The following is a 21,618-nucleotide window of genomic DNA, read 5'->3' on the forward strand; positions in this document are numbered from 1 at the left end:
TAATTATTTGGCCGGCACGAAACCCACAGCGTCATACACTTTGGCAAGGGTTTCTTGCGCTTTTTCACGCGCTTTTTTTGCGCCTTGACGCAATACCTCGTCAAGCAAGGCTTCGTCATTGCGGTACTGATGAAAACGTTCTTGTAAACCGGTAAGCAGGTTGGACACTTCATCCGCCACGGCGGTTTTTAAATGTCCGTACATTTTGCCTTCGAATTCTTGTTCCAGAACAGCGATCGATTTATCGGTTACGGCAGAAAGAATATCTAGCAGGTTCGATACGCCTGCTTTATTTTGCACGTCGTAACGCACTACCGGCGGCTCGTCGGAATCCGTGACTGCGCGTTTGATTTTTTTCGCTACAGATTTCGGATCTTCCAACAGCGTGACGACGTTATTGCGATTGTCATCAGATTTCGACATTTTCTTTTCCGGTTCTTGCAACGACATGATGCGCGCGCCGGCTTTGCCGATAAAAATTTCCGGCACGGTGAAAATATCGCCGTACAGGGCGTTAAATCGGTTTGCAATATCGCGCGTGATTTCTAAATGTTGTTTTTGATCATCACCGACCGGTACACTTTTGGCTTGATAAAGCAAAATATCCGCGGCCATCAGTACGGGATAATCGAACAGCCCCACATTAATATTCTCCGCATAACGGGCGGATTTGTCTTTAAATTGAGTCATGCGACTCATTTCGCCGAAGTATGTGTAACAGTTCAATACCCAGCTTAATTGGGTATGTTCCGGCACGTGGGATTGTACAAAAATTGTCGCTTTATGCGGATCGATACCGCACGCGAGATATAATGCCACCACATCCAGCGTAGCTTTACGAAGCGCTACAGGATCTTGCCGCACGGTAATAGCGTGTAAATCCACTACGCAAAAAATACATTCGTAATCCTCTTGCATTTTCACCCAGTTACGCAACGCGCCTAAATAGTTGCCGATGGTTAGTTCGCCGGAAGGTTGCACACCGCTAAATACGATTGGTTTTGCCATGAATTGTCCTTTTTATTTTTAATCATAAATCGGGCAGTATCATATCAAAAGATAGGCGCTTTTTTAATGTCGGAGTTCAAAACAGGCGCTAAAAATGCTATATTGCGCGCAATTTTGACCTGTTTCATTACGTGTTTACGTTTTATATGAAGAATTATCATGATATGGCACTGGCGCTTGCCGGTGTTTGTCAAGCGGCGGCATTAATCGATCAACTTGCCATGACGGGTGAGGTAACGCCGCAGGATGCCTTTCAAACCACCATTCGTTCCCTTTTAGTCATGCAGCCGGAAAATACGCCGGCGGTGTTTGGCGGCCAGCCGCGTCATTTGAAGCTCGGTTTAGAAACATTAATCGAACAACTGACCCATTTAAATAATCGCAACATTATGAATTATTGGAGCGCAATGTTGGGGTTAGAAGCCCGTTTGAATCAAAATCCGGAAGTTAAGACGCTGCTGGGGCACCGCATTCGACGCTTGCCGGAACAGTTGGCCTATCATGAATTGTTCGATGCGCAAATGCTTTCCGTTATGGCGAATATCTATATCGACGTCGTCAGTCCGTTAGGCCGCAAAATTCATATCATCGGCGCGCCTGATTATCTGCAACAACAATACGTGCAAGATAAAGTGCGCGCTTGTTTGCTCGCCGGCATTCGTGCCGCCGTATTGTGGCGTCAAGTGGGTGGCACTAAATGGCAGTTGCTATTTTTCCGCGGAAAAATCCTTAATGCTGCGCACGAGATTTATTCACATATCTTCTCTTAACTATTATTCCTTACACACCGGAGTATTTTATGCAACTTTCCGCACTCACCGCGATTTCCCCGATAGACGGACGTTATCAAGATAAAGCGAGCGCGCTGCGCGACATTTTCAGCGAATTCGGCTTACTCAAATTCCGCGTCACCGTGGAAGTTCGCTGGTTACAAAAATTGGCGGCAACCGCCGAAATTCCTGAGGTTTCCACTTTATCGAAAGAAGCAAACGATTACCTTGATACAATCGTGCGCGAATTTAGCCTTGAGGATGCGCAACGCATCAAAGAAATTGAACGCACCACCAATCATGACGTGAAAGCGGTGGAATATTTCTTAAAAGAAAAAAGCGAAGCGTTGCCGGAATTAGCCAAAGTTTCCGAATTCATTCATTTTGCTTGTACTTCGGAAGACATTAACAACCTTTCTCACGCATTAATGCTAAAAACTGCGCGCGACATGGTAATTCTTCCAGAATGGCAAAAACTCATTGATGAAATCACCCGTCTTGCGAACGAATACAAAACCATACCATTACTTTCCCGCACACACGGTCAACCGGCTTCGCCGAGTACCGTCGGCAAAGAAATGGCAAACGTAGCGTATCGTTTACGCCGTCAATTCAAGCAATTACAACAAAACGAAATTCTCGGCAAAATCAATGGCGCGGTGGGTAATTACAATGCGCACTTGTCTGCTTATCCGAACATTGATTGGCACCAATTCAGCGAGGAATTTGTCACTTCTCTCGGCTTGAACTGGAACCCATATACCACGCAAATCGAACCGCACGATTATATTGCGGAATATTTCGATACGATGGTACGTTTCAATACGATTATTATCGATTTTGATCGCGATCTTTGGGGTTACATTGCGCTTAACCATTTCAAACAACGTACCGTCGCGGGCGAAATCGGTTCTTCCACCATGCCGCACAAAGTAAATCCGATTGATTTTGAAAACTCTGAAGGCAACCTGGGTTTAGCCAATGCGGTAATGACCCATTTGGCGCAAAAATTGCCGATTTCCCGCTGGCAACGCGATTTAACGGATTCCACCGTTTTGCGTAACCTTGGTGTGGGCGTAGGGTATTGCTTAATCGCGTATGCGGCGACCCGTAAAGGCATCAGTAAATTAGAAGTCAATGAGCAACATTTACGTGACGAACTTGAGCAAAACTGGGAAGTGCTGGCCGAACCGATTCAAACCGTGATGCGTCGTTACGGCATTGAAAAACCTTACGAAAAACTCAAAGAACTGACCCGCGGCAAACGGGTGGATGAACAAGCCATGCGTGAATTTGTGGAAAAACTGGATATTCCGGCAAACGAAAAAGCCCGTTTGCAGCAATTAACGCCGGCGACGTACATCGGTGCGGCAGTGGCGCTTGTTGAAAAGCTTTAATTTTGCTGCCGCTCAAGCAGTTGCTTAAACACCGTCTTGACGTATTTGGATCTCTCAAATAGCACCGCATTGGAGCCGCGTCCAATGCGGTGCTATTTTGCGTAGAGAACGGCGATAAAACCGAAATTAGATGCAGATCAAAGCAAGCGTATTTTTCGCAAGACAAAAATTTAAAATAGCTTTATCATAACGCCCGATTTAGGCTTGCCTAATACGCGTTTTATTAACTTAAAGAGGAAAACAAAAATGGCAAAAATCGTTAAAGTCATTGGTCGCGAAATTATTGATTCTCGCGGTAATCCGACTGTTGAAGCGGAAGTTCATTTAGAAGGCGGTTTCGTGGGCCTCGCAGCGGCTCCATCCGGTGCTTCTACCGGTTCACGCGAAGCGTTGGAATTACGCGATGGCGACAAATCCCGTTTTTTAGGTAAAGGTGTATTAAAAGCAGTTGCTGCGGTAAATGGTCCGATTGCAGAGGCAATTCTTGGTAAAGACGCATCAAACCAAGCTGAAATTGACCAAATTATGATTGATTTAGACGGCACAGAAAATAAATCTAAATTCGGCGCTAACGCGATTCTTGCCGTATCTCTTGCTAACGCCAAAGCAGCGGCGGCATCCAAAGGTCTTCCGCTTTACGCTTATATCGCCGAACTCAATGGCACACCGGGCGTATATTCAATGCCATTACCAATGATGAACATCATTAACGGTGGTGAACACGCGGATAATAACGTTGATATTCAAGAATTTATGATTCAACCGGTCGGCGCAAAAACCTTACGTGAAGCACTTCGCATCGGTGCAGAAGTATTCCACAATCTTGCGAAAGTATTAAAATCTAAAGGCATGAGCACGGCTGTAGGTGACGAAGGTGGTTTTGCGCCAAACTTAGCCTCTAACGCTGACGCATTAGCCTGTATCAAAGAAGCCGTAGAAAAAGCAGGTTATGTATTAGGTAAAGATGTGACCTTGGCAATGGACTGCGCCTCTTCTGAGTTTTACAACAAAGAAACCGGCAAATATGAAATGAAAGGCGAAGGCCGTTCATTCACGTCTCAAGAATTTACACACTATCTTGAAGAATTAACCAAACAATACCCAATCGTGTCTATCGAAGACGGTCAGGATGAATCGGACTGGGAAGGCTTCGCATACCAAACTAAAGTATTGGGCGACCGCATTCAATTAGTCGGTGACGACTTATTCGTAACCAATACCAAAATCTTAAAAGAAGGTATCGAAAAAGGTATCGCCAACTCTATCTTAATCAAGTTTAACCAAATCGGTTCTTTAACCGAAACCTTGGCGGCCATTAAAATGGCGAAAGATGCCGGTTACACAGCAGTCATTTCTCACCGTTCAGGCGAAACTGAAGATGCAACCATCGCTGATTTAGCGGTTGGTACTGCAGCAGGTCAAATCAAAACCGGTTCAATGAGCCGTTCTGACCGTATCGCAAAATACAATCAATTAATCCGTATTGAAGAAGCGTTAGAACGCGCCGGCACACCGGCACCATTCCCGGGCTTAAAAGCGGTTAAAGGTCAGGCGTAATTTTCGGTTGATTTAAATAAAATAGTACTGCATTTTTGCAAGAAAAGTGATCTGCGCTAAAAGCTGGCGCAGATCACAAAGCCCTTAAATATATTGAGCTCTGTATTATTCAGAGCTCAAATTTTTTCATTCGAATTAAATGCGTTTCTTGTTATAGCAACAAATATAGTCATATATTGTCCGCTCTCATTTATCAATGCCGGAATAAACCAACCGGTCCTTTTTATTAACGCGTTGACGATATCTCTTTTTGTATCGGGTTTATGCTTGTTCAGTTTCTTGAACTTTTTTAGACCACATATCCCAAATATGCGTCTAAGATAGGTTTGATGATGTGATGTATAAATTTGATTGAATAATGTTAGCCCATAAAAATCTGCACCTTAATGGGTTGATTTTACGGTTCAACTTTTGGGGTGCAGAGTAAAAGGCTGTAGGTGTTAAGCGTTCGCTTAACCGATTTTTTTCTCAAGGGCTTTTAAGCGTTTATTGATACCATCAATGCCCAAAGTTAATGCCGCGGTCTTGCGCCATTCTTTGTTGGTTTGCAGTGGAATACCGGAAGAGTAAACACCCGGTTCGGTAATCGGACGCATCACCATGCCCATACCGGTTACGGTGACTTTATCGCAGATTTCCATATGCCCGTTAATCACGCTGGCGCCACCAATTAAACAATAACGACCAACAGTCAAGCTACCCGCCATAATTACGCCACCGGCCACCGCCGTGCCGGTGCCGATATGTACGTTATGGGCGATTTGACAAAGATTGTCGATAATTACGTTGTCTTCAATTACCGTCGCATCCAACGCCCCCCGATCGATACAGGTACAAGCGCCGATTTCCACATTATTACCGATAATTACCTGTCCCACTTGCGGAATTTTAATCCAGCGCCCGCGATCGTTGGCATAACCGAAACCATCGCTACCAATTACCGCACCGGATTGAATTAAACAATTCGAACCGATTTCTACATCGTGATAAACCGTTACATTCGCCCAAAGTTGAGTACCGGCACCAATTTTGCTGTTTTTACCGATAAAGCAATTGGCGCCAATAATCACATTATCGCCTAATATGACCCCCTCTTCGAGCACCGCATTGGCGCCAATGGATACGTTTTTACCCAAAGATGCGCTCTCAGAAATAACTGCACTTGGTGCGACGCCTTGTGCCGCCTTCGGTGTACTATCCATATATTGTGCTAACATCGCATAAGCCACATAAGGATCTTTAACAATCAGTAAGTTACTTTCCGGTGCGCAAAATTCAACGTCGGCTTCAGTCACTACCAAAATACCGGCTTGCGAATCTTTTAATAAAGGACGAAATTTAGCGTTGGAAATGAACGTGAGTTGATTGGATTGCGCTTTATCAAGAGGTGCGATATTTGCAATAACGACATCGGCGTTACCGCGAACGGTAGCGCCGATTTGATTAGCCAATTCTTGTAAAGAATAGGATTTTTGCATAACGAGAACCTATTATTTTTTCTCTTGTGCTTTTACCGTTGCCGGAATAGATTTCAATACTTCTTCGGTAATATCTTTGCCGTCCACAGCAAATACCACCGAGTTTGCATCAAGCACATAAGTGTAACCTTTAGCTTTGGCTAAATTGTTGGTCGCTACTTGGATGCTTTCTAACAATTTAGCACGCGCTTCAGTTTGACGTTTGTCGCTTTCGGCTTGGAATTCTTGCACTTTTTTATCATGCTCTTGCATTAATTTAGTAATTTCCGCATCTTCGCTCGCACCTAATTTATTGATTTCTTCTTCACGTTTTTGAATTTCGGCTTGACGTAAACGAGGGGCATCTTTTTGTAATTCGGCGACTTTAGCTTCAACCTTTTTCCGCGCTTCCACTATTTTTCCGTCGATATCTTTTTTGCTTGCCGCTAATTGGTCAACGGTTGGTTTTAATTCTGCATCCAATTGATCCGCAATCGCTTGACGATCAGGATGGTTTTGGAATAAATAACCCGCATTAATGAAGGCGATGTTCTCATCTGCTGCAGCAAAGCCGGAAGCAAGAGCAAGACTTAAAGAAAGTGCTGTAATTTTTAAAACGTTTTTCATTGAAGTTTCCTTGTGTTTAAAGTAGTTTGTGGATGCCAGCACGCTACTGAAAGTAGCGCACTAGCGCTGAATTTTATCGAATAATATCAGACTTTGCTAGAACGAACCGCCGATACTGAATTGAAACTGCTCGATTTCGTCATCTTGATATTTTTTAATCGGTTTTGCGTAAGAGAATACCAACGGCCCAATTGGTGACTGCCATTGTAAGCCCACGCCTGCAGAGGCTCGAATGCGGTTGGCTTTACTATAGTCGGGTAAATTCGGGAAACGCGCTTTATCTTGCTCTTTCCATTTGGTGTTCCAAACGCTCGCTGCATCTACAAAGAATGAAGTTCTTACCGAATTTTGACTTTTATCCGCAACAAACGGTGTAGGCACGATTAATTCCGCCCCGGCGGTGGCTATCGCATTACCGCCGATTACATCGGTATTGGGCACCCAAGCATTATTGTTCGGATCCCAATAAATTGCTTGCGGCCCTACCGCACCGTTTGCAAAACCGCGTAATGAGCCGATGCCGCCTGCAGTATAGTTTTGATAGAACGGTAAACGTTTACCGCCGAATCCATTTGCGTAACCTAAGCCGGCTTTACCGGAAACAACCCAACGGTGTTCGCGATCAAGAGGATAATAACCTTGGATATCCGCATTTAATTTATAGTATTTATTATCTGAACCCGGAGTCGTAACGTGCGCACCGATTCCTGCTTTAATCCCTTTAGTCGGGAAGTAGCCGCGATTGAGGCTGTTATAGTTCCAACCGAATGAGAAATCAAAGTCATTAGATTTAAACGATCTCGCATCGGCATCAATTCCCATTGATGTTAAATATAAACGACGATTATATTCTTCTCTAAAGCGGCTGATTTTATTATAAGCATAGCCTAATCCCACATAGTAGGAGTTATTTTCATTGACCGGGAAGCCCAATGTCACGTTACCGCCATAAGTTGTTCGTTTATAAGTCGAAGAACTGTCGCTGTTTGAATTGTCGTAGGTTTCATAGAAGAGGTTGCCACCTAAACTTACCCCGTCTTTCGTGAAATACGGTTCGGTATAACCGAGATTGATTATTGTGCCATAGTCGTTGCGCGAACCGGCTAAACCGAGCGCTGCACCCGTACCTAAGAAATTATCTTGTTTTACGCTGGCCTGATAACTGATACCGCTTTCCGTACCGTAACCCACACCGAAGTTGATGCTACCGGTATTGCGTTCTTTTACTTTATAGACTACATCAATTGCGTCGTTAACGCCTTCAACCGGTTCTGCGCGACTTTCGACTTCCTCAAAGAAACCGGTTCTATCCAAGCGAATTTTACCTAATTCGACCAATTGAGAGTTATACCAAGCTCCTTCTTGTTGGCGCATTTCTTGGCGTAATGTGCTATCCGCCGAAACGGTATTGCCTTCAAATTTCACCTGACGCACGGTTAAACGACGTCCTGCATCTACAACATAAGTTACTGCAACGGTTTTGTTAGCTTCATCAAAAGTTGGTGCGGTGCTCACTGCTGCACTGCCATAACCGCGTTCGCCTAATTTGGCTTTAATTGCGTTTTCAACCTCGTTCACTTCCGCCCGATTAAAGGTTTCGTTTAAGTGTAGTTCGTTTAATAAGGGCTGTAACTCTTCCGCCATTCCGCCTAAGTTACCCACAATACGGGCGCCGGTTAAGTCGTATTTTTCGCCTTCATCAATGTCAATAGTGACATCCGCTTTAGTTTGCTTATCATTTAACTTAACATCACTATGTGTTACACGTGCTTTTGCATAGCCGTGATTTTGATAGTATGCCTGAATAGTTTGCAAATCTTTTTCAAATTGTGTGCCGTCAAATTTATTGCCCCACAATTTCCACCATGCATCCGGTTGTAATTCCATTTGTTCTTGCAGAGTGCTGGCAGAAACGTTTTGGTTACCATGAAACGTAACAGATTGCAATTTGGCCGTGTCATCTTCATCGATTTGAAGAGTAATTTCCGCGCGATTGTTTGGCAAAGTATTAACGATGGCCTCCACTTTGGCATTGTAACGACCTACGCTTTTGTAGTGTTCTCGCACTCCCTTTACAAACTCATCCAATTTGGCACGATTCAGTACATCGCCGGATTTGAAACCATTCGCGTCCAAGTTTTGTTTTAACGCATCCGTTGGAATTAAAGAATTACCTTTAATCTGCACTTCGGAAATAATTGGTTTAGCAATTACGCTCACTACTAACACATCGCCATCTTGATAAGCTTTAACGTCGTCAAAACGACCACTTACGAATAGAGAACGAACAATATTCGCCATATCATTATCGGTAACACGTTGGCCGGAACGAACGGGCAAACTTGTATGAATTTGTTGTTCCAAATCGCCTTGAACGCCATCTACCCGAACATCTTTTGCGACGAAAGACGCAGCAAACACACTTGTTGTCGTACCAAATAATAAACTTACGATTAGACGTTTTTTCATCGACTGTATCCTATTACAATTAAAATTTATAAACGTAAGAAATCATTGAAGAGCGCGAATACCATAAGAGTTAATAGTAGCGCCGCACCAACGCGATAACTTAAATTTTGTACCCGTTCGGAAACGGGGGTTCCTTTGATGCCTTCCGCCGCCAAGAAAACCAGATGACCGCCATCTAATACCGGCAACGGAAATAAATTCATAATACCTAGATTGACGCTGATTAATGCCATAAAATTTAAAAAATAGATGAATCCGATACCGGATGACACTCCCGCGCCTTTGGCGATAGAAATCGGGCCGCTCAAATTGGTTAAGGAAATATCGCCACTAAATAATTTGCCGATAACTTTTATGGTTAACCAAGATAATTGTGCGGTTTTTTCTATGCCCTTAGTCAGGGCGCCAAGAATACCATATTTTAATTCGGTTCGATACTGTTCGCCCACATTTAAAAAAGTCGGACTTACGCCAACAAACCAACGATCTTCTTTTTGCTCAGGCTGTAACGTTTTGTCAAAAATTTGCCCGTCACGTTCAATTTTGATTTTAAACGCTTGTCCTTGTTCGACCTGTTTGACAAAGTCTTGCCACGAAAATGCGCTTAAATTATCCATTAAAATTTTATCGCCTACCATTAATCCTGCTTGTTGCGCCGGCGAATTATCGACTACTTTGGATAACGTCATATCTACTTTGGCGCGCACGGGATTCATTCCTAAAGATTCAAACGCTGTTTCTTTTTCCGGATCAAATTTCCAGCCGGATAAATTGAGTTGTTTTTCTTGCGTGACGCCCGAACCCAAAGGTGAAACCGAAATTTCAACCTGCTTATCCCCTAATTTTGCCGCCAACAGCATATTAATGGTTTCCCAATCTGACGTATTTTCGCCATCAATTGCGATAACTTGCGAATTTGGTTCGATACGAGCTTGAGCAGCAATAGAATTCGGTGTGACATTTTCAATTACCGGTTTGATCGTCGGAATACCGATGGAATAAATCACCCAGTAGGCCGCAATCGCAAATAGAAAATTAGCCAAAGGCCCGGCGGCAATAATAAAGGCGCGTTGTCGCACAGTTTTTTGGTCAAAGGCTTGCGATTTTAGTTCAACGGGCACCTCCTCGGCACGTCCGTCAAGCATCTTCACATAACCACCCAACGGGATGAGCGACAAGGCGAACTCAGTACCTTGCTTGTCAATGCGGTGCCAAATTACCCTGCCGAAACCAATGGAAAAACGCAGCACTTTAACACCGCACTTGCGCGCTGCCCAAAAGTGACCGTATTCGTGAATTGCCACTAATACCGAAATCGTAATCAGAAATGAGCCGAGAGACCACAAAAACGACATTGACAATCCTTACAATAAAAAGAAATAAAAGTATGTAAAGAACGGTACCGCAGCAGTTAAGCTGTCAATGCGGTCCAAAATTCCACCATGACCGGGAATTAACTGGCTGCTGTCTTTAATGTCTGCTTCGCGCTTAAACATACTTTCCGTTAAATCGCCCAATACGGAAATCGCCACAGTCGCCACAGAAAGCACGATGAAACCGCTCATGTTGCGTTCGCCTAATAAGGTTTCGCCGGAAAAATGCAGAAAAATAAAAGCTAGGAATACTGCTGTAAGCAAACCGCCCAACACGCCTTCCCAAGTTTTTCCCGGAGAGACTCTCGGCGCTAATTTGTGTTTACCGAATGCGCGACCGGCAAAATATGCACCGGAATCCGCCGCCCATACAAGGACGAACACGTAAAGCAATAAAAACAAGCCGTGATGTGCATCTTGCGTGTAACGTTCCAAACGTAAACGGAGCACCGCTGCAATAAAAGGAATTAATGTCGAAAATGCAAATAAAAGTTGCAGCGGTTTATTTTTGCTCCAGAATTTTGCAGAAAACGGATAAGTTATCACTAGCAATAGCGCAAGTCCCCACCAAGCGACGGAATTAATCAATAAAAGCGGCAAATAATTTTCAAATACGCGACCGGCATCAAGATAATTTCCTTCCGTATAAAGCCACAGGAACACAAATGAACCCAAGAAAGCCGCAAGGCAGAAACGCGCTAAAGGCTGTTTAAATCGGGCGAATTGCGTCCATTCCCACATCCCCAATGTCGCGACCAAGCCCAATGCCAAGGCAAAGTAGAAAGGGGTAAATAAAAATAAGGCGCATAGGACTAAAGCAATCAGCACAATCGCCGATAACACACGTTCTTTAAGCATAATTTCTCCACTTACTCTGTCCCGCCAAAGCGACGATGACGTTGTTGATAGCTGGCAACCGCCCGATTAAAATCTTTTTCGCCGAAGTCCGGCCATAACACATCCAAAAAACACAATTCCGCATAGGCGATTTGCCACAATAAAAAGTTGCTGATGCGCTGTTCCCCGCTAGTACGAATCAGCAAATCTACCAGTGGTTGATGCTGCGTCACCAAATGCTGCTGGAAGGTCTGCTCGGTGATCTCTTCCGGTGCCATTTCATGATTTTTCACTTTTTCCGCCAACTGCTGTGCCGCTTGTACGATGTCCCAACGTCCGCCGTAATTGGCGGCAATATTGAGCGTCAATGCGGTGCTATTTTCAGTGAGCATTTCAGCCTTGGCGATTTTTTCCTGTAACTTCGCACTAAAACGCGAGGTGTCGCCGATAATTTTTAAGCGAATGTTATTTTTGTGTAATTTTTTCACTTCCCGATCAAGCGCCTGCATAAACAGTGTCATTAAGGCGCTGACTTCCTGCTCGGGGCGATTCCAGTTTTCGCTGCTAAAGGCATAAAGTGTCAACACTTTTACGCCGATTTGTCGCGCATAGCTGACTGCGCGACGCACGGCGCCGACGCCGTTTGTGTGGCCGAAAATGCGCAATTTATTTTGCTGTTTTGCCCAACGCCCGTTGCCGTCCATAATAATGGCGACGTGTTCGGGGATGTTATTCTTGTCGAGTTCTATCATAAAAACGTTATAAATTTTGACCGCATTTCAAGCGGCCTGCGATCAACTGTTCGGCAATTGCGCGCGCCTGCGCATCTACTGCCAGTACATCATCGATGCTTGAAATCGTCGAACTTGGCATTTTTTCTACGACGTTTTGATTGATGCGCGCGATCTCGGTGAATCCAATGCGGTGCTCTAGAAAGGCGCCAACTGCTATTTCATTCGCCGCATTCATCGCCGTGGTGGCATATTGCCCGGCGGCAAAAGCATCTATCGCGAGTTTTAAATTCGGATAACGATTAAAATCCGGCTCAATAAATGTCAGTTCTTTGATTTTAAAGAAATCCAAAGGTTCCACGCCGGCAAGCGTGCGGTTCGGATAAGCCATAGTTTCGGCAATCGGCGTGCGCATATCCGGGTTGCCCATTTGCGCGATAACGCTGCCGTCGATATAACGCACCATAGAATGAATAATGGATTGCGGGTGAATGATCACTTCCATTTCATCAGCGGCCGCATTAAACAGCCAGCGGGCTTCAATGTATTCCAGCCCTTTGTTCATCATCGTGGCGGAATCTACCGAAATTTTCTTACCCATAGACCAATTCGGATGCGCTACGGCTTGTTCCGGCGTAATCGTATCAAATTCGGCAAGCGGCTTGTAACGAAAAGGCCCGCCTGAACCGGTCAGCACGATTTTACTGATGCCGAGTTCTTGTAACGGACAAAACCCGATTTTTTGTTGCGCCTGCGGTGGCAAAGATTGGAAAATTGCATTATGTTCGCTATCCACCGGCAATAATTGCGCGCCGTGCCGTTTCACTGCGTCAATAAAAATTTGACCGCAGGTTACCAGTGCTTCTTTATTCGCCAATAAGACACTCTTTCCGGCTTTCACGGCGGATAAGGTCGGAAGCAATCCTGCCGCGCCTACAATCGCTGCCATCACTTGATCGGCTTCAGGATGCGCGGCTAATTCACAAATGGCTTGTTCCCCGCTTAATACTTCCGTCGGGCAGCCGAGTGCGGTCAGTTTTTCGCGTAATTTTTTCGCCGCCGTTTCGTCATTCAGTGCGGCAAAGTGCGGTCGAAATTTTATGCATTTTTCCAACATGGCGTCCGTATTTTTTCCGCCGACCAGCGCAAACGCCCGATACTTATCAGGATTGTGTTCGATGACGGACAATGTACTTTGCCCGATTGAGCCGGTTGCCCCTAAAATCACAATATTTTGTTTTTGCATAAAATCTTGACCGCACTATTGTAAATAGGAAAATAGAACAAGGGCAGACGCTAGGGTCGATTAATTGACCTAGGATCTGCCCTGATAATCGGTTCTGAAAATTAAAAATCCATCAATTCTTTTTCTTTATCCGCCAAAATTTCATCGACTTTTTTGATGTATTGGTCGGTTAATTTTTGAATAATGTCTTCTGCCTTGTGTTGATCGTTTTCGCTGATTTCTTTGTCTTTTAACAACGCTTTAATTTTATCGTTTGCATCGCGGCGCACATTACGAATCGCCACTTTGCCCTGTTCGCCTTCACCTTTTACGATTTTAATTAAATCACGGCGGCGTTCTTCCGTTAAAGGCGGCAGCGGAACACGAATGGTTGTGCCGGCGGAAGATGGATTTAAGCCTAAGTCAGAGGTTAAAATTGCTTTTTCCACCGCTTGAATCAAGGAACGATCGAACACAGTCACCGCCAATGTACGCGCATCTTCGGCAACTACGTTGGCTAACTGACGAAGCGGCGTCGCCGAACCGTAATAGTCCACTTGAATCGCATCCAGCAAACTTGGCTGGGCACGGCCGGTACGAATTTTAGCGATATGTCCTTTTAATGCTTCAAGGCTTTTTTCCATACGCTGTTCGGCATCTTGTCGAATTTCATTAATCATTACGCTGTCCTTTCTATTATCTGGCTAAAAATAAAACGCGAACGATTCTACTGGATTTTTAGCGATTTTTGAATTGTTTTGTTTATAACTTACCAACGAAAACTGAGAAACGCTAATCGCAAATATAATGTTTGGGTGCTAACTCGAATAGACATTAAATTCAACGGAAATTTATAGCCTACTTTGGGGATTTAATGACCAATCCATTGATATTTAACAAAACCTGTAAAATATCAAATTTTGTTTAAATAGAATTGGGCATTTCTTGCAAAGACTAGTTAAGAGAGTAGAATACCGCCGGCTATAACTATAAATTACTAAAGAATCATATGGAGATGTTCTATGTCAGATGTTAAACATTCTTCGACCGTAGCATTAACTCCAGTAGAAGCAACAGACTTCGCAGAAAGTGCGGCAGCCTACAAAGCGAAAAAACGTCCGTTTCTTTCTTTTATGTCCGGTATCAGCGCCGGCGCTTGCATTGCGCTCGCATTTGTTTTTTACACCACAACTCAAACCGCATCGGCCGGTGCACCATGGGGATTGACCAAATTAGTCGGTGGCTTAGTGTTTTCCATCGGAGTAATTATGGTTGTATTGCTCGGAGCGGAGTTGTTTACTTCATCTACGCTGACTTTTGTCGCTCGCGTGGGTGGGAAGATTACCACGTGGCAAATGATTCGTAACTGGATTGTGGTTTATTTCGGTAATTTTGCCGGTGGTTTAATTATTGCGGTGCTGATTTGGTTTGGTGGTCAGACGATGGCGGCAAACGGCCAGTGGGGCTTAACAATTTTAGCGACAGCTCAACATAAAATTCATCATACTTGGTTTGAAGCGTTTAATCTTGGTATTTTGTGTAACATTATGGTGTGCTTGGCGGTTTGGTTATCCTATAGCGGTAAAACCGTAACGGACAAGGCCTTTATTATGATTATGCCGATTGGTTTGTTTGTTGCGTCTGGTTTTGAACACTGTGTAGCGAATATGTTTATGATTCCAATGGGAATTATTACGGCACATTACAGTAGCCCCGAATTTTGGCAGCAATTAGGCATTGAAGCGGCTCAATATAGCGATTTAGATGTCTATCATTTTATTACCAAGAATTTAATCCCAGTGACGTTAGGAAATATAGTCGGAGGCGCGATTTGCGTCGGTTTATTTCAACGTTACTTGACTAAATCACATTAACTAACGAATTGAAAATTTATTTTTATTAATTAACAAAGGAAATGACTATGTCAGAACTTAATGAAGCGCAAAAAGTAGCATGGGCTGGTTTTACCGCCGGTGATTGGCAGGAAAATGTCAATGTTCGTGACTTTATTCAAAAAAACTATACTCCTTATGAAGGTGACGATTCTTTCTTAGCCGGACCTACCGAAGCAACAACCAAACTTTGGGAAACTGTAATGGAAGGTATTAAAATCGAAAACCGCACTCATGCGCCGTTAGATTTTGATGAACATACGCCATCAACCATTACTTCTCATGCTCCTGGTTATATCAATAAAGATTTAGAAAAAATCGTAGGTCTTCAAACTGATGCGCCTTTAAAACGTGCCATTATGCCATTCGGCGGTATTAAAATGGTGGAAGGATCATGTAAAGTTTACGGTCGTGAGCTTGATCCTGAAGTGAAAAAAATCTTCACCGAATATCGTAAAACCCATAACCAAGGCGTGTTTGATGTTTATACGCCGGATATTTTGCGTTGCCGTAAATCAGGCGTGTTAACCGGTTTGCCTGATGCGTACGGTCGCGGCCGTATCATCGGTGACTATCGTCGCGTTGCACTTTACGGTGTGGATTTCTTAATGAAAGACAAATATGCGCAATTCTCATCATTGCAAGAAAACCTTGAAAACGGTGTAGATTTAGAAGCAACGATTCGCTTACGTGAAGAAATCGCAGAACAACACCGTGCGCTTGGCCAAATGAAACAAATGGCGGCAAGCTACGGTTACGATATTTCCAATCCTGCAACTAACGCGCAAGAAGCCATCCAATGGATGTACTTCGCCTATTTAGCGGCAATCAAATCGCAAAACGGTGCAGCAATGTCCTTCGGCCGTACTGCAACCTTCATTGATATTTATATCGAACGTGATTTAAAAGCGGGCAAAATCACTGAAACAGAAGCGCAAGAATTAGTTGACCACTTAGTCATGAAATTACGTATGGTTCGTTTTTTACGTACACCTGAATACGATCAATTATTCTCCGGCGACCCAATGTGGGCGACTGAAACCATCGCAGGTATGGGCTTAGATGGCCGTACATTGGTGACCAAAAATACCTTCCGTATCTTACACACCCTTTACAACATGGGAACCTCTCCGGAACCAAACTTAACCATTCTTTGGTCCGAACAATTACCGGAAAACTTCAAACGTTTCTGTGCGAAAGTGTCTATTGATACCTCATCCGTTCAATATGAAAACGATGACTTAATGCGTCCGGACTTCAACAACGATGACTATGCTATCGCATGTTGTGTATCCCCAATGGTTGTGGGTAAACAAATGCAATTCTTCGGTGCACGTGCGAACTTGGCGAAAACCTTGTTATACGCAATCAACGGTGGTATCGATGAAAAATTAGGTATGCAAGTTGGTCCTAAAACTGCACCGATTACTGATGAAGTATTAGACTTCGACACAGTAATGACCCGTATGGACAGCTTCATGGATTGGTTAGCAAAACAATATGTGACTGCGTTAAACGTAATCCACTACATGCATGATAAATATTCATACGAAGCCGCATTAATGGCATTACATGATCGTGATGTTTATCGCACCATGGCTTGTGGTATTGCGGGTCTTTCTGTGGCGGCTGACTCACTTTCTGCAATCAAATACGCAAAAGTGAAACCAATCCGTGGCGACATCAAAGATAAAGATGGCAACGTGGTCGCATCTAACGTAGCAATCGACTTTGAAATTGAAGGCGAATATCCACAATATGGTAACAACGACAATCGAGTAGATGACATTGCGTGTGACTTAGTTGAACGTTTTATGAAGAAAATTCAAAAACTCAAAACTTACCGCAATGCGGTGCCGACACAGTCCGTTCTTACTATCACGTCTAACGTGGTATATGGTAAGAAAACCGGTAATACACCGGACGGTCGTCGCGCAGGTGCACCATTCGGACCGGGTGCAAACCCAATGCATGGTCGTGACCAAAAAGGTGCGGTAGCATCATTAACTTCTGTAGCTAAACTTCCATTTGCTTACGCGAAAGACGGTATTTCTTACACCTTCTCAATCGTACCAAATGCATTAGGTAAAGATGCGGAAGCACAACGTCGTAACCTTGCCGGCTTAATGGATGGTTACTTCCATCACGAAGCCACTGTTGAAGGTGGTCAACACTTAAACGTCAACGTGTTAAACCGCGAAATGTTGCTAGATGCAATGGATCATCCGGAAAAATATCCGCAATTAACCATCCGTGTATCCGGTTACGCAGTGCGTTTTAACTCTTTAACTAAAGAGCAACAACAAGACGTCGTAACTCGTACATTTACTGAATCGTTCTAAGTCTTTTTATATTTTGATAATCAGACTGCTTGCTCTTGAGTAAGCAGTCTGATTTTTCTTATATAAGGGAAGTTGTAATAATTGCCGTTATCGAATAATCTTCTGTGAAAATATACAAGATATAAGGAGTAATCTTGCTATGTTAAGTGTAGAACAATGGTATGGGGTTTTATTACTTTTTATCCTTATCTTTTTATATTTTTATGACACTTACTTTAGATTTTTAAAGAGGTTAAAGCGTTTTTCTAGACTTTTCTTTAAACGTAATCCTTGTGCGCTAGCACCTTTCGGGTTATTAATTTTATCTGTATTTTTATATGAAAACACTTTGGAGTTTTCATTTCTTAAATTTTTATTGTTTATTCCAAAAGAAATAACAGATACTATTTTAAGTGTTATAACTTAATTTATATATTTGTTATTTGGGAGTTTTTATATATTTAATATAATCCTTTACAGGATGAAGGTAATTATTAAGATAAATATAAATAAAGTTATTAGTGTTCCATTGCTAACTAAGGTTATAACTATACTATCGTTATCTGTATTTTATCCTTTATCGCAAGCATTTATTAATTCAAGCATAAATTCTACAGTGATTGAGCTTGTTGGATATTCATCATCCTACTTCCCCAGTTTTGAGAGGGTTATATTTGTTTTAATTATAATAACACAGATTGTTTTGTTATTATTTATAATAAATTTATTATCTTTTTATGTTTTATTTGTTGTTTTTAATTCCCTTAAAAAAGGTGTTTTTAGGTTTTTGAATTTATTGTTTTTGTTTTTTTTCACTTTTCAGAATTTAATTTTTTCAGTATTCATGTTTGATCGTTTATCTTCTTTTTTTTCTAATGAAGATTATATAAATTCTATTTTATTGGAGACCTCGTATAATGAAGTGCCTAAACGATGTGTTTCAATTTTGACTAAATACGTCAAGCAAAATAATATATTATTAGCCTTTATTGATAAAGATTCAGTTTCTATATATATTAAGGATAAAAAAGTATATATTGAAGATATATGTAAATAAATTTGGAGAAATGATGGTTTTAGGAAGAATCCATTCTTACGAATCCTGTGGCACGGTAGATGGTCCAGGTATTCGCTTTATTTTATTTATGCAAGGCTGTTTAATGCGTTGTAAGTATTGCCATAATCGAGACACCTGGGACTTGGAAGGCGGAAGAGAAATCACCGTTGAGGAACTAATGAAAGAAGTGGTGACTTATCGCCATTTTATGAATGCAACGGGCGGTGGCGTGACCGCATCCGGCGGTGAAGCGATTCTTCAAGCGGAATTCGTACGCGATTGGTTTCGAGCCTGTAAAAAAGAAGGAATAAATACCTGCTTGGATACCAACGGTTTTGTCCGTCATTACGATCATATTATTGACGAACTATTAGACGTGACCGATCTTGTACTGCTTGATTTAAAAGAACTCAATGATAAGGTTCATCAAAACCTCATCGGAGTACCAAATAAACGCACGCTTGAGTTCGCCAAATATCTACAAAAACGTAACCAACGGACTTGGATTCGTTATGTCGTCGTGCCGGGATATACCGACAATGATCACGATGTACATTTACTCGGGCAATTTATTCAAGGCATGGAAAACATCGAAAAAGTCGAATTGCTTCCATATCATCGTCTTGGTGCGCATAAATGGAAAACCCTCGGATTCGATTATGAATTGGAAGATGTTATGCCGCCGACACGTGAATCTTTGGAGCATATCAAATCCATCCTAGAAAGTTATGGACATACCGTAAAATTCTAAGCGAACGGTCAATTACATCAGATAAAGGAGTAGATAATGAAAAAACTGATTTTAACATCCTCAATTGGCTTACTTGTCGCTTGTAGCGCGCAACCGCCGCATCAAGCCGAAATGCAAGATGTAAAACTGACTCCGCCCACTCAAGATCGCCAAGGCTATGTTCGTTTAGTGAAAAATATCAATTATTACATTGATACCGATTCCATTTGGGTAGATAACGAAGAACCGCAAGAAGTGCATTTCGATGCGGTGGCAAATTTGGAGCATGGCTTATTTGTTTATCCGAAAGAATCCAAACGTTATGCGCGTTCCGTGCGCCAATACAAAATCTTAAATTGTAAAAACTATCGCTTAACCCAAGTGCGTACTGATTTTTATGATGAGTTTTGGGGAGAAGGATTACGTGCTGCACCGAAGAAACAAGATAAACACAGCATTCGTTTAACGCCAAATACCACCTTATATAATGCCGCGCAAATAATCTGTGCGAATTACAGCAGAACAAAACACCCGATAAAATAGTACCGCATTAAACGCCGTTTCAATGCGGTGCTATTTTAGAGGTTCAATGGTAATAACAAAAATGGCCGCAAGTAGGTCATTTTTTTTGGCATTTTCAGGCATAAAAAAGCCCTCTCAACGCGGAGAGGGCAAAGTATATTTGGAGTCATACTATGAGTTGTTACACTAACAAATCAGGTATGCGGCGGATTATAATAAGACTTGAAATAAATGCAACATTTTTTTAACAAATCAATTGTGCGGATTACGTGTATTGGCATTTACCAAGTTACGCATCAAAAGTGCGTAATCTAAATGAATATCTTGCGGTACGTCTAAAAATACAAAATGTCCGTCTCCTAAAGCTGCTTCAACCGCTTCATTTTTGCGATTTAACATTTTCTCAATTTTAAAATTGATATTGCCTTGCGGCGTCATCATTTCCACTTCATCACCAAGCAAAAATTTATTTTTCACAGCAACTTCCGCCATGCCGAGCTCGTTGCGTTTGCCGGTGAATTCGCCAACAAATTGCTGGCGGTCAGAAATGGAGTAGCCGTATTCATAATTTTGGTATTCATCGTGCGTATGGCGGCGCAGGAAGCCTTCGGTATAACCACGATGCGCTAAGGATTCCAGCGTGTCCATCAGGCTTTCGTCGAAAGGTTTACCGGCAGCGGCATCATCGATGGCTTTGCGGTACACCTGAGCGGTGCGGGCGCAATAATAGAAGGATTTAGTGCGACCCTCGATTTTTAAGGAATGTACACCAAGTGCGCTAAGTTTTTCCACATGTTGTACGGCGCGCAAATCTTTTGAGTTCATGAAATAGGTGCCGTGTTCGTCTTCAAAAGCAGTCATCTGTTCGTCGGGATTTTGCGCTTCAGTGTAAAGGAACACTTTATCGGTGGCGGCGCCTTCGCCCAAAGTCGGTGCGATGTTCTTTACTTCAATTTGTTGGCTCGGATCGATTTTCGGCACAATATTGCCCACTTCATCTAATTTGCCTTCTTCTATTTTGTATTCCCAGCGACAGGCGTTGGTACAGGTGCCTTGGTTAGGATCCCGTTTATTGATGTAACCGGAAAGCAGACAACGCCCGGAATAGGCCATGCAAAGTGCCCCGTGCACGAAAATTTCCAGTTCAATATCCGGCACTTGTCGGCGGATTTCGGCGATTTCATCAAGGGAAAGCTCGCGCGACAAAATCACGCGGGTCAAACCCATTTGTTTCCAGAATTTTACCGTCGCCCAGTTCACCGCATTGGCTTGCACGGAAAGGTGAATGTCAATATCGGGGAAGTGTTCGCGCACCAACATAATCAAGCCGGGATCGGACATAATCAACGCATCCGGCTTCATATCGATAACCGGTTGTAAATCTTTAATAAAGGTTTTCAGTTTGGAATTATGCGGCGCAATATTCACCACCACATAGAATTTTTTGCCGAGAGCATGGGCTTCATCAATGCCGATTTTTAAATTGGCGTGATTAAATTCGTTATTGCGCACACGCAGACTGTAACGCGGCTGACCGGCATATACCGCATCGGCGCCGTAAGCAAAGGCGTAACGCATATTTTTCAAGGAACCGGCAGGGGAAAGTAATTCGGGTTTAAATGAAGTTGTCATAAAAGTCTCTTAG

At 42.9% G+C, this 21,618-nt stretch carries 19 protein-coding genes; 9 read left to right on the forward strand and 10 right to left on the reverse strand.

From position 1 onward, the window contains the following. Window positions 1–3: 3 nt before the first annotated feature. Window positions 4–1,008, reverse strand: coding sequence for a tryptophan--tRNA ligase (gene trpS, locus AB3F25_RS01255; RefSeq protein WP_373603720.1), 1,005 nt, complete (start codon window positions 1,006–1,008; stop codon window positions 4–6). A gap of 146 nt (window positions 1,009–1,154) precedes the next feature. On the opposite strand from trpS, the gene hflD reads away from it, so the two are divergent. The 3 genes from hflD (at window position 1,155) to eno (ending at window position 4,732) form a co-directional block, all read left to right on the forward strand. Next, a complete protein-coding gene (gene hflD, locus AB3F25_RS01260; RefSeq protein ID WP_373603721.1) occupies window positions 1,155–1,778 on the forward strand; it encodes a high frequency lysogenization protein HflD in 624 nt (207 codons plus the stop codon). A gap of 29 nt (window positions 1,779–1,807) precedes the next feature. Beyond that, on the forward strand, window positions 1,808–3,175 hold the full coding sequence (purB, locus tag AB3F25_RS01265) for an adenylosuccinate lyase (protein ID WP_373603722.1): 1,368 nt from the start codon (window positions 1,808–1,810) through the stop codon (window positions 3,173–3,175). Window positions 3,176–3,421: 246 nt separating this feature from the next. Beyond that, window positions 3,422–4,732 (forward strand): phosphopyruvate hydratase, encoded by a 1,311-nt coding sequence (gene eno / locus AB3F25_RS01270; RefSeq protein WP_373603723.1) that lies wholly within the window; start codon window positions 3,422–3,424, stop codon window positions 4,730–4,732. A 452-nt stretch (window positions 4,733–5,184) separates the two neighbouring features. Here eno and lpxD read toward each other — a convergent pair whose 3' ends face one another. The 8 genes from lpxD to frr all read right to left on the reverse strand — a co-directional run bounded on the left by lpxD (window position 5,185) and on the right by frr (window position 14,131). Continuing rightward, window positions 5,185–6,210 carry a UDP-3-O-(3-hydroxymyristoyl)glucosamine N-acyltransferase gene (lpxD, locus tag AB3F25_RS01275; protein WP_373603724.1) on the reverse strand — a complete coding sequence of 342 codons (1,026 nt, stop codon included), beginning with the start codon at window positions 6,208–6,210 and terminating at the stop codon, window positions 5,185–5,187. Between the two features lie 12 nt (window positions 6,211–6,222). Next, window positions 6,223–6,816 carry an OmpH family outer membrane protein gene (locus tag AB3F25_RS01280; RefSeq protein WP_373603725.1) on the reverse strand — a complete coding sequence of 198 codons (594 nt, stop codon included), beginning with the start codon at window positions 6,814–6,816 and terminating at the stop codon, window positions 6,223–6,225. A gap of 96 nt (window positions 6,817–6,912) precedes the next feature. After that, a complete protein-coding gene (gene bamA, locus AB3F25_RS01285; RefSeq protein WP_373603726.1) occupies window positions 6,913–9,285 on the reverse strand; it encodes an outer membrane protein assembly factor BamA in 2,373 nt (790 codons plus the stop codon). 26 nt (window positions 9,286–9,311) lie between these two features. After that, window positions 9,312–10,640, reverse strand: a complete 1,329-nt coding sequence (gene rseP / locus AB3F25_RS01290) for a sigma E protease regulator RseP (protein WP_373603727.1) — start codon at window positions 10,638–10,640, stop codon at window positions 9,312–9,314. 9 nt (window positions 10,641–10,649) lie between these two features. Then, a complete protein-coding gene (locus AB3F25_RS01295) occupies window positions 10,650–11,516 on the reverse strand; it encodes a phosphatidate cytidylyltransferase (RefSeq protein ID WP_373603728.1) in 867 nt (288 codons plus the stop codon). Window positions 11,517–11,527: 11 nt separating this feature from the next. Continuing rightward, window positions 11,528–12,247: a polyprenyl diphosphate synthase gene (uppS, locus tag AB3F25_RS01300; protein WP_373603729.1), complete on the reverse strand. Its 720-nt coding sequence runs from the start codon at window positions 12,245–12,247 to the stop codon at window positions 11,528–11,530. 7 nt (window positions 12,248–12,254) lie between these two features. Beyond that, entirely contained in the window at window positions 12,255–13,472 is a 1,218-nt protein-coding gene (ispC, locus tag AB3F25_RS01305) for a 1-deoxy-D-xylulose-5-phosphate reductoisomerase (protein ID WP_373603730.1), read from the reverse strand. A 101-nt stretch (window positions 13,473–13,573) separates the two neighbouring features. Further along, window positions 13,574–14,131, reverse strand: coding sequence for a ribosome recycling factor (frr, locus tag AB3F25_RS01310; RefSeq protein WP_373603731.1), 558 nt, complete (start codon window positions 14,129–14,131; stop codon window positions 13,574–13,576). 342 nt (window positions 14,132–14,473) lie between these two features. Here frr and focA point away from each other — a divergent pair, with 342 nt between their 5' ends. The 6 genes from focA (at window position 14,474) to AB3F25_RS01340 (ending at window position 19,994) form a co-directional block, all read left to right on the forward strand. Then, the gene (gene focA, locus AB3F25_RS01315; RefSeq protein ID WP_373603732.1) at window positions 14,474–15,325 is read left to right on the forward strand and encodes a formate transporter FocA; all 852 of its coding nucleotides are present in this window, start codon (window positions 14,474–14,476) and stop codon (window positions 15,323–15,325) included. Window positions 15,326–15,372: 47 nt separating this feature from the next. Then, complete coding sequence (gene pflB, locus AB3F25_RS01320; RefSeq protein ID WP_373603733.1) at window positions 15,373–17,685, forward strand: formate C-acetyltransferase; 2,313 nt, start codon at window positions 15,373–15,375, stop codon at window positions 17,683–17,685. 139 nt (window positions 17,686–17,824) lie between these two features. After that, on the forward strand, window positions 17,825–18,091 hold the full coding sequence (locus AB3F25_RS01325) for a hypothetical protein (RefSeq protein ID WP_373603734.1): 267 nt from the start codon (window positions 17,825–17,827) through the stop codon (window positions 18,089–18,091). 54 nt (window positions 18,092–18,145) lie between these two features. Beyond that, complete coding sequence (locus AB3F25_RS01330) at window positions 18,146–18,721, forward strand: hypothetical protein (protein ID WP_373603735.1); 576 nt, start codon at window positions 18,146–18,148, stop codon at window positions 18,719–18,721. Between the two features lie 10 nt (window positions 18,722–18,731). After that, window positions 18,732–19,472: a pyruvate formate lyase 1-activating protein gene (gene pflA, locus AB3F25_RS01335; protein WP_373603736.1), complete on the forward strand. Its 741-nt coding sequence runs from the start codon at window positions 18,732–18,734 to the stop codon at window positions 19,470–19,472. Between the two features lie 36 nt (window positions 19,473–19,508). Next, window positions 19,509–19,994, forward strand: a complete 486-nt coding sequence (locus tag AB3F25_RS01340; RefSeq protein ID WP_373603737.1) for a surface-adhesin E family protein — start codon at window positions 19,509–19,511, stop codon at window positions 19,992–19,994. A gap of 231 nt (window positions 19,995–20,225) precedes the next feature. On the opposite strand, the gene yegQ is transcribed toward AB3F25_RS01340, so the two are convergent. Further along, window positions 20,226–21,605: a tRNA 5-hydroxyuridine modification protein YegQ gene (gene yegQ / locus AB3F25_RS01345; RefSeq protein ID WP_373603738.1), complete on the reverse strand. Its 1,380-nt coding sequence runs from the start codon at window positions 21,603–21,605 to the stop codon at window positions 20,226–20,228. Between the last annotated feature and the right edge of the window lie 13 nt (window positions 21,606–21,618).

The sequence above is a fragment of the Aggregatibacter sp. HMT-949 genome (assembly GCF_041734645.1).
Lineage (GTDB): Bacteria > Pseudomonadota > Gammaproteobacteria > Enterobacterales > Pasteurellaceae > Rodentibacter.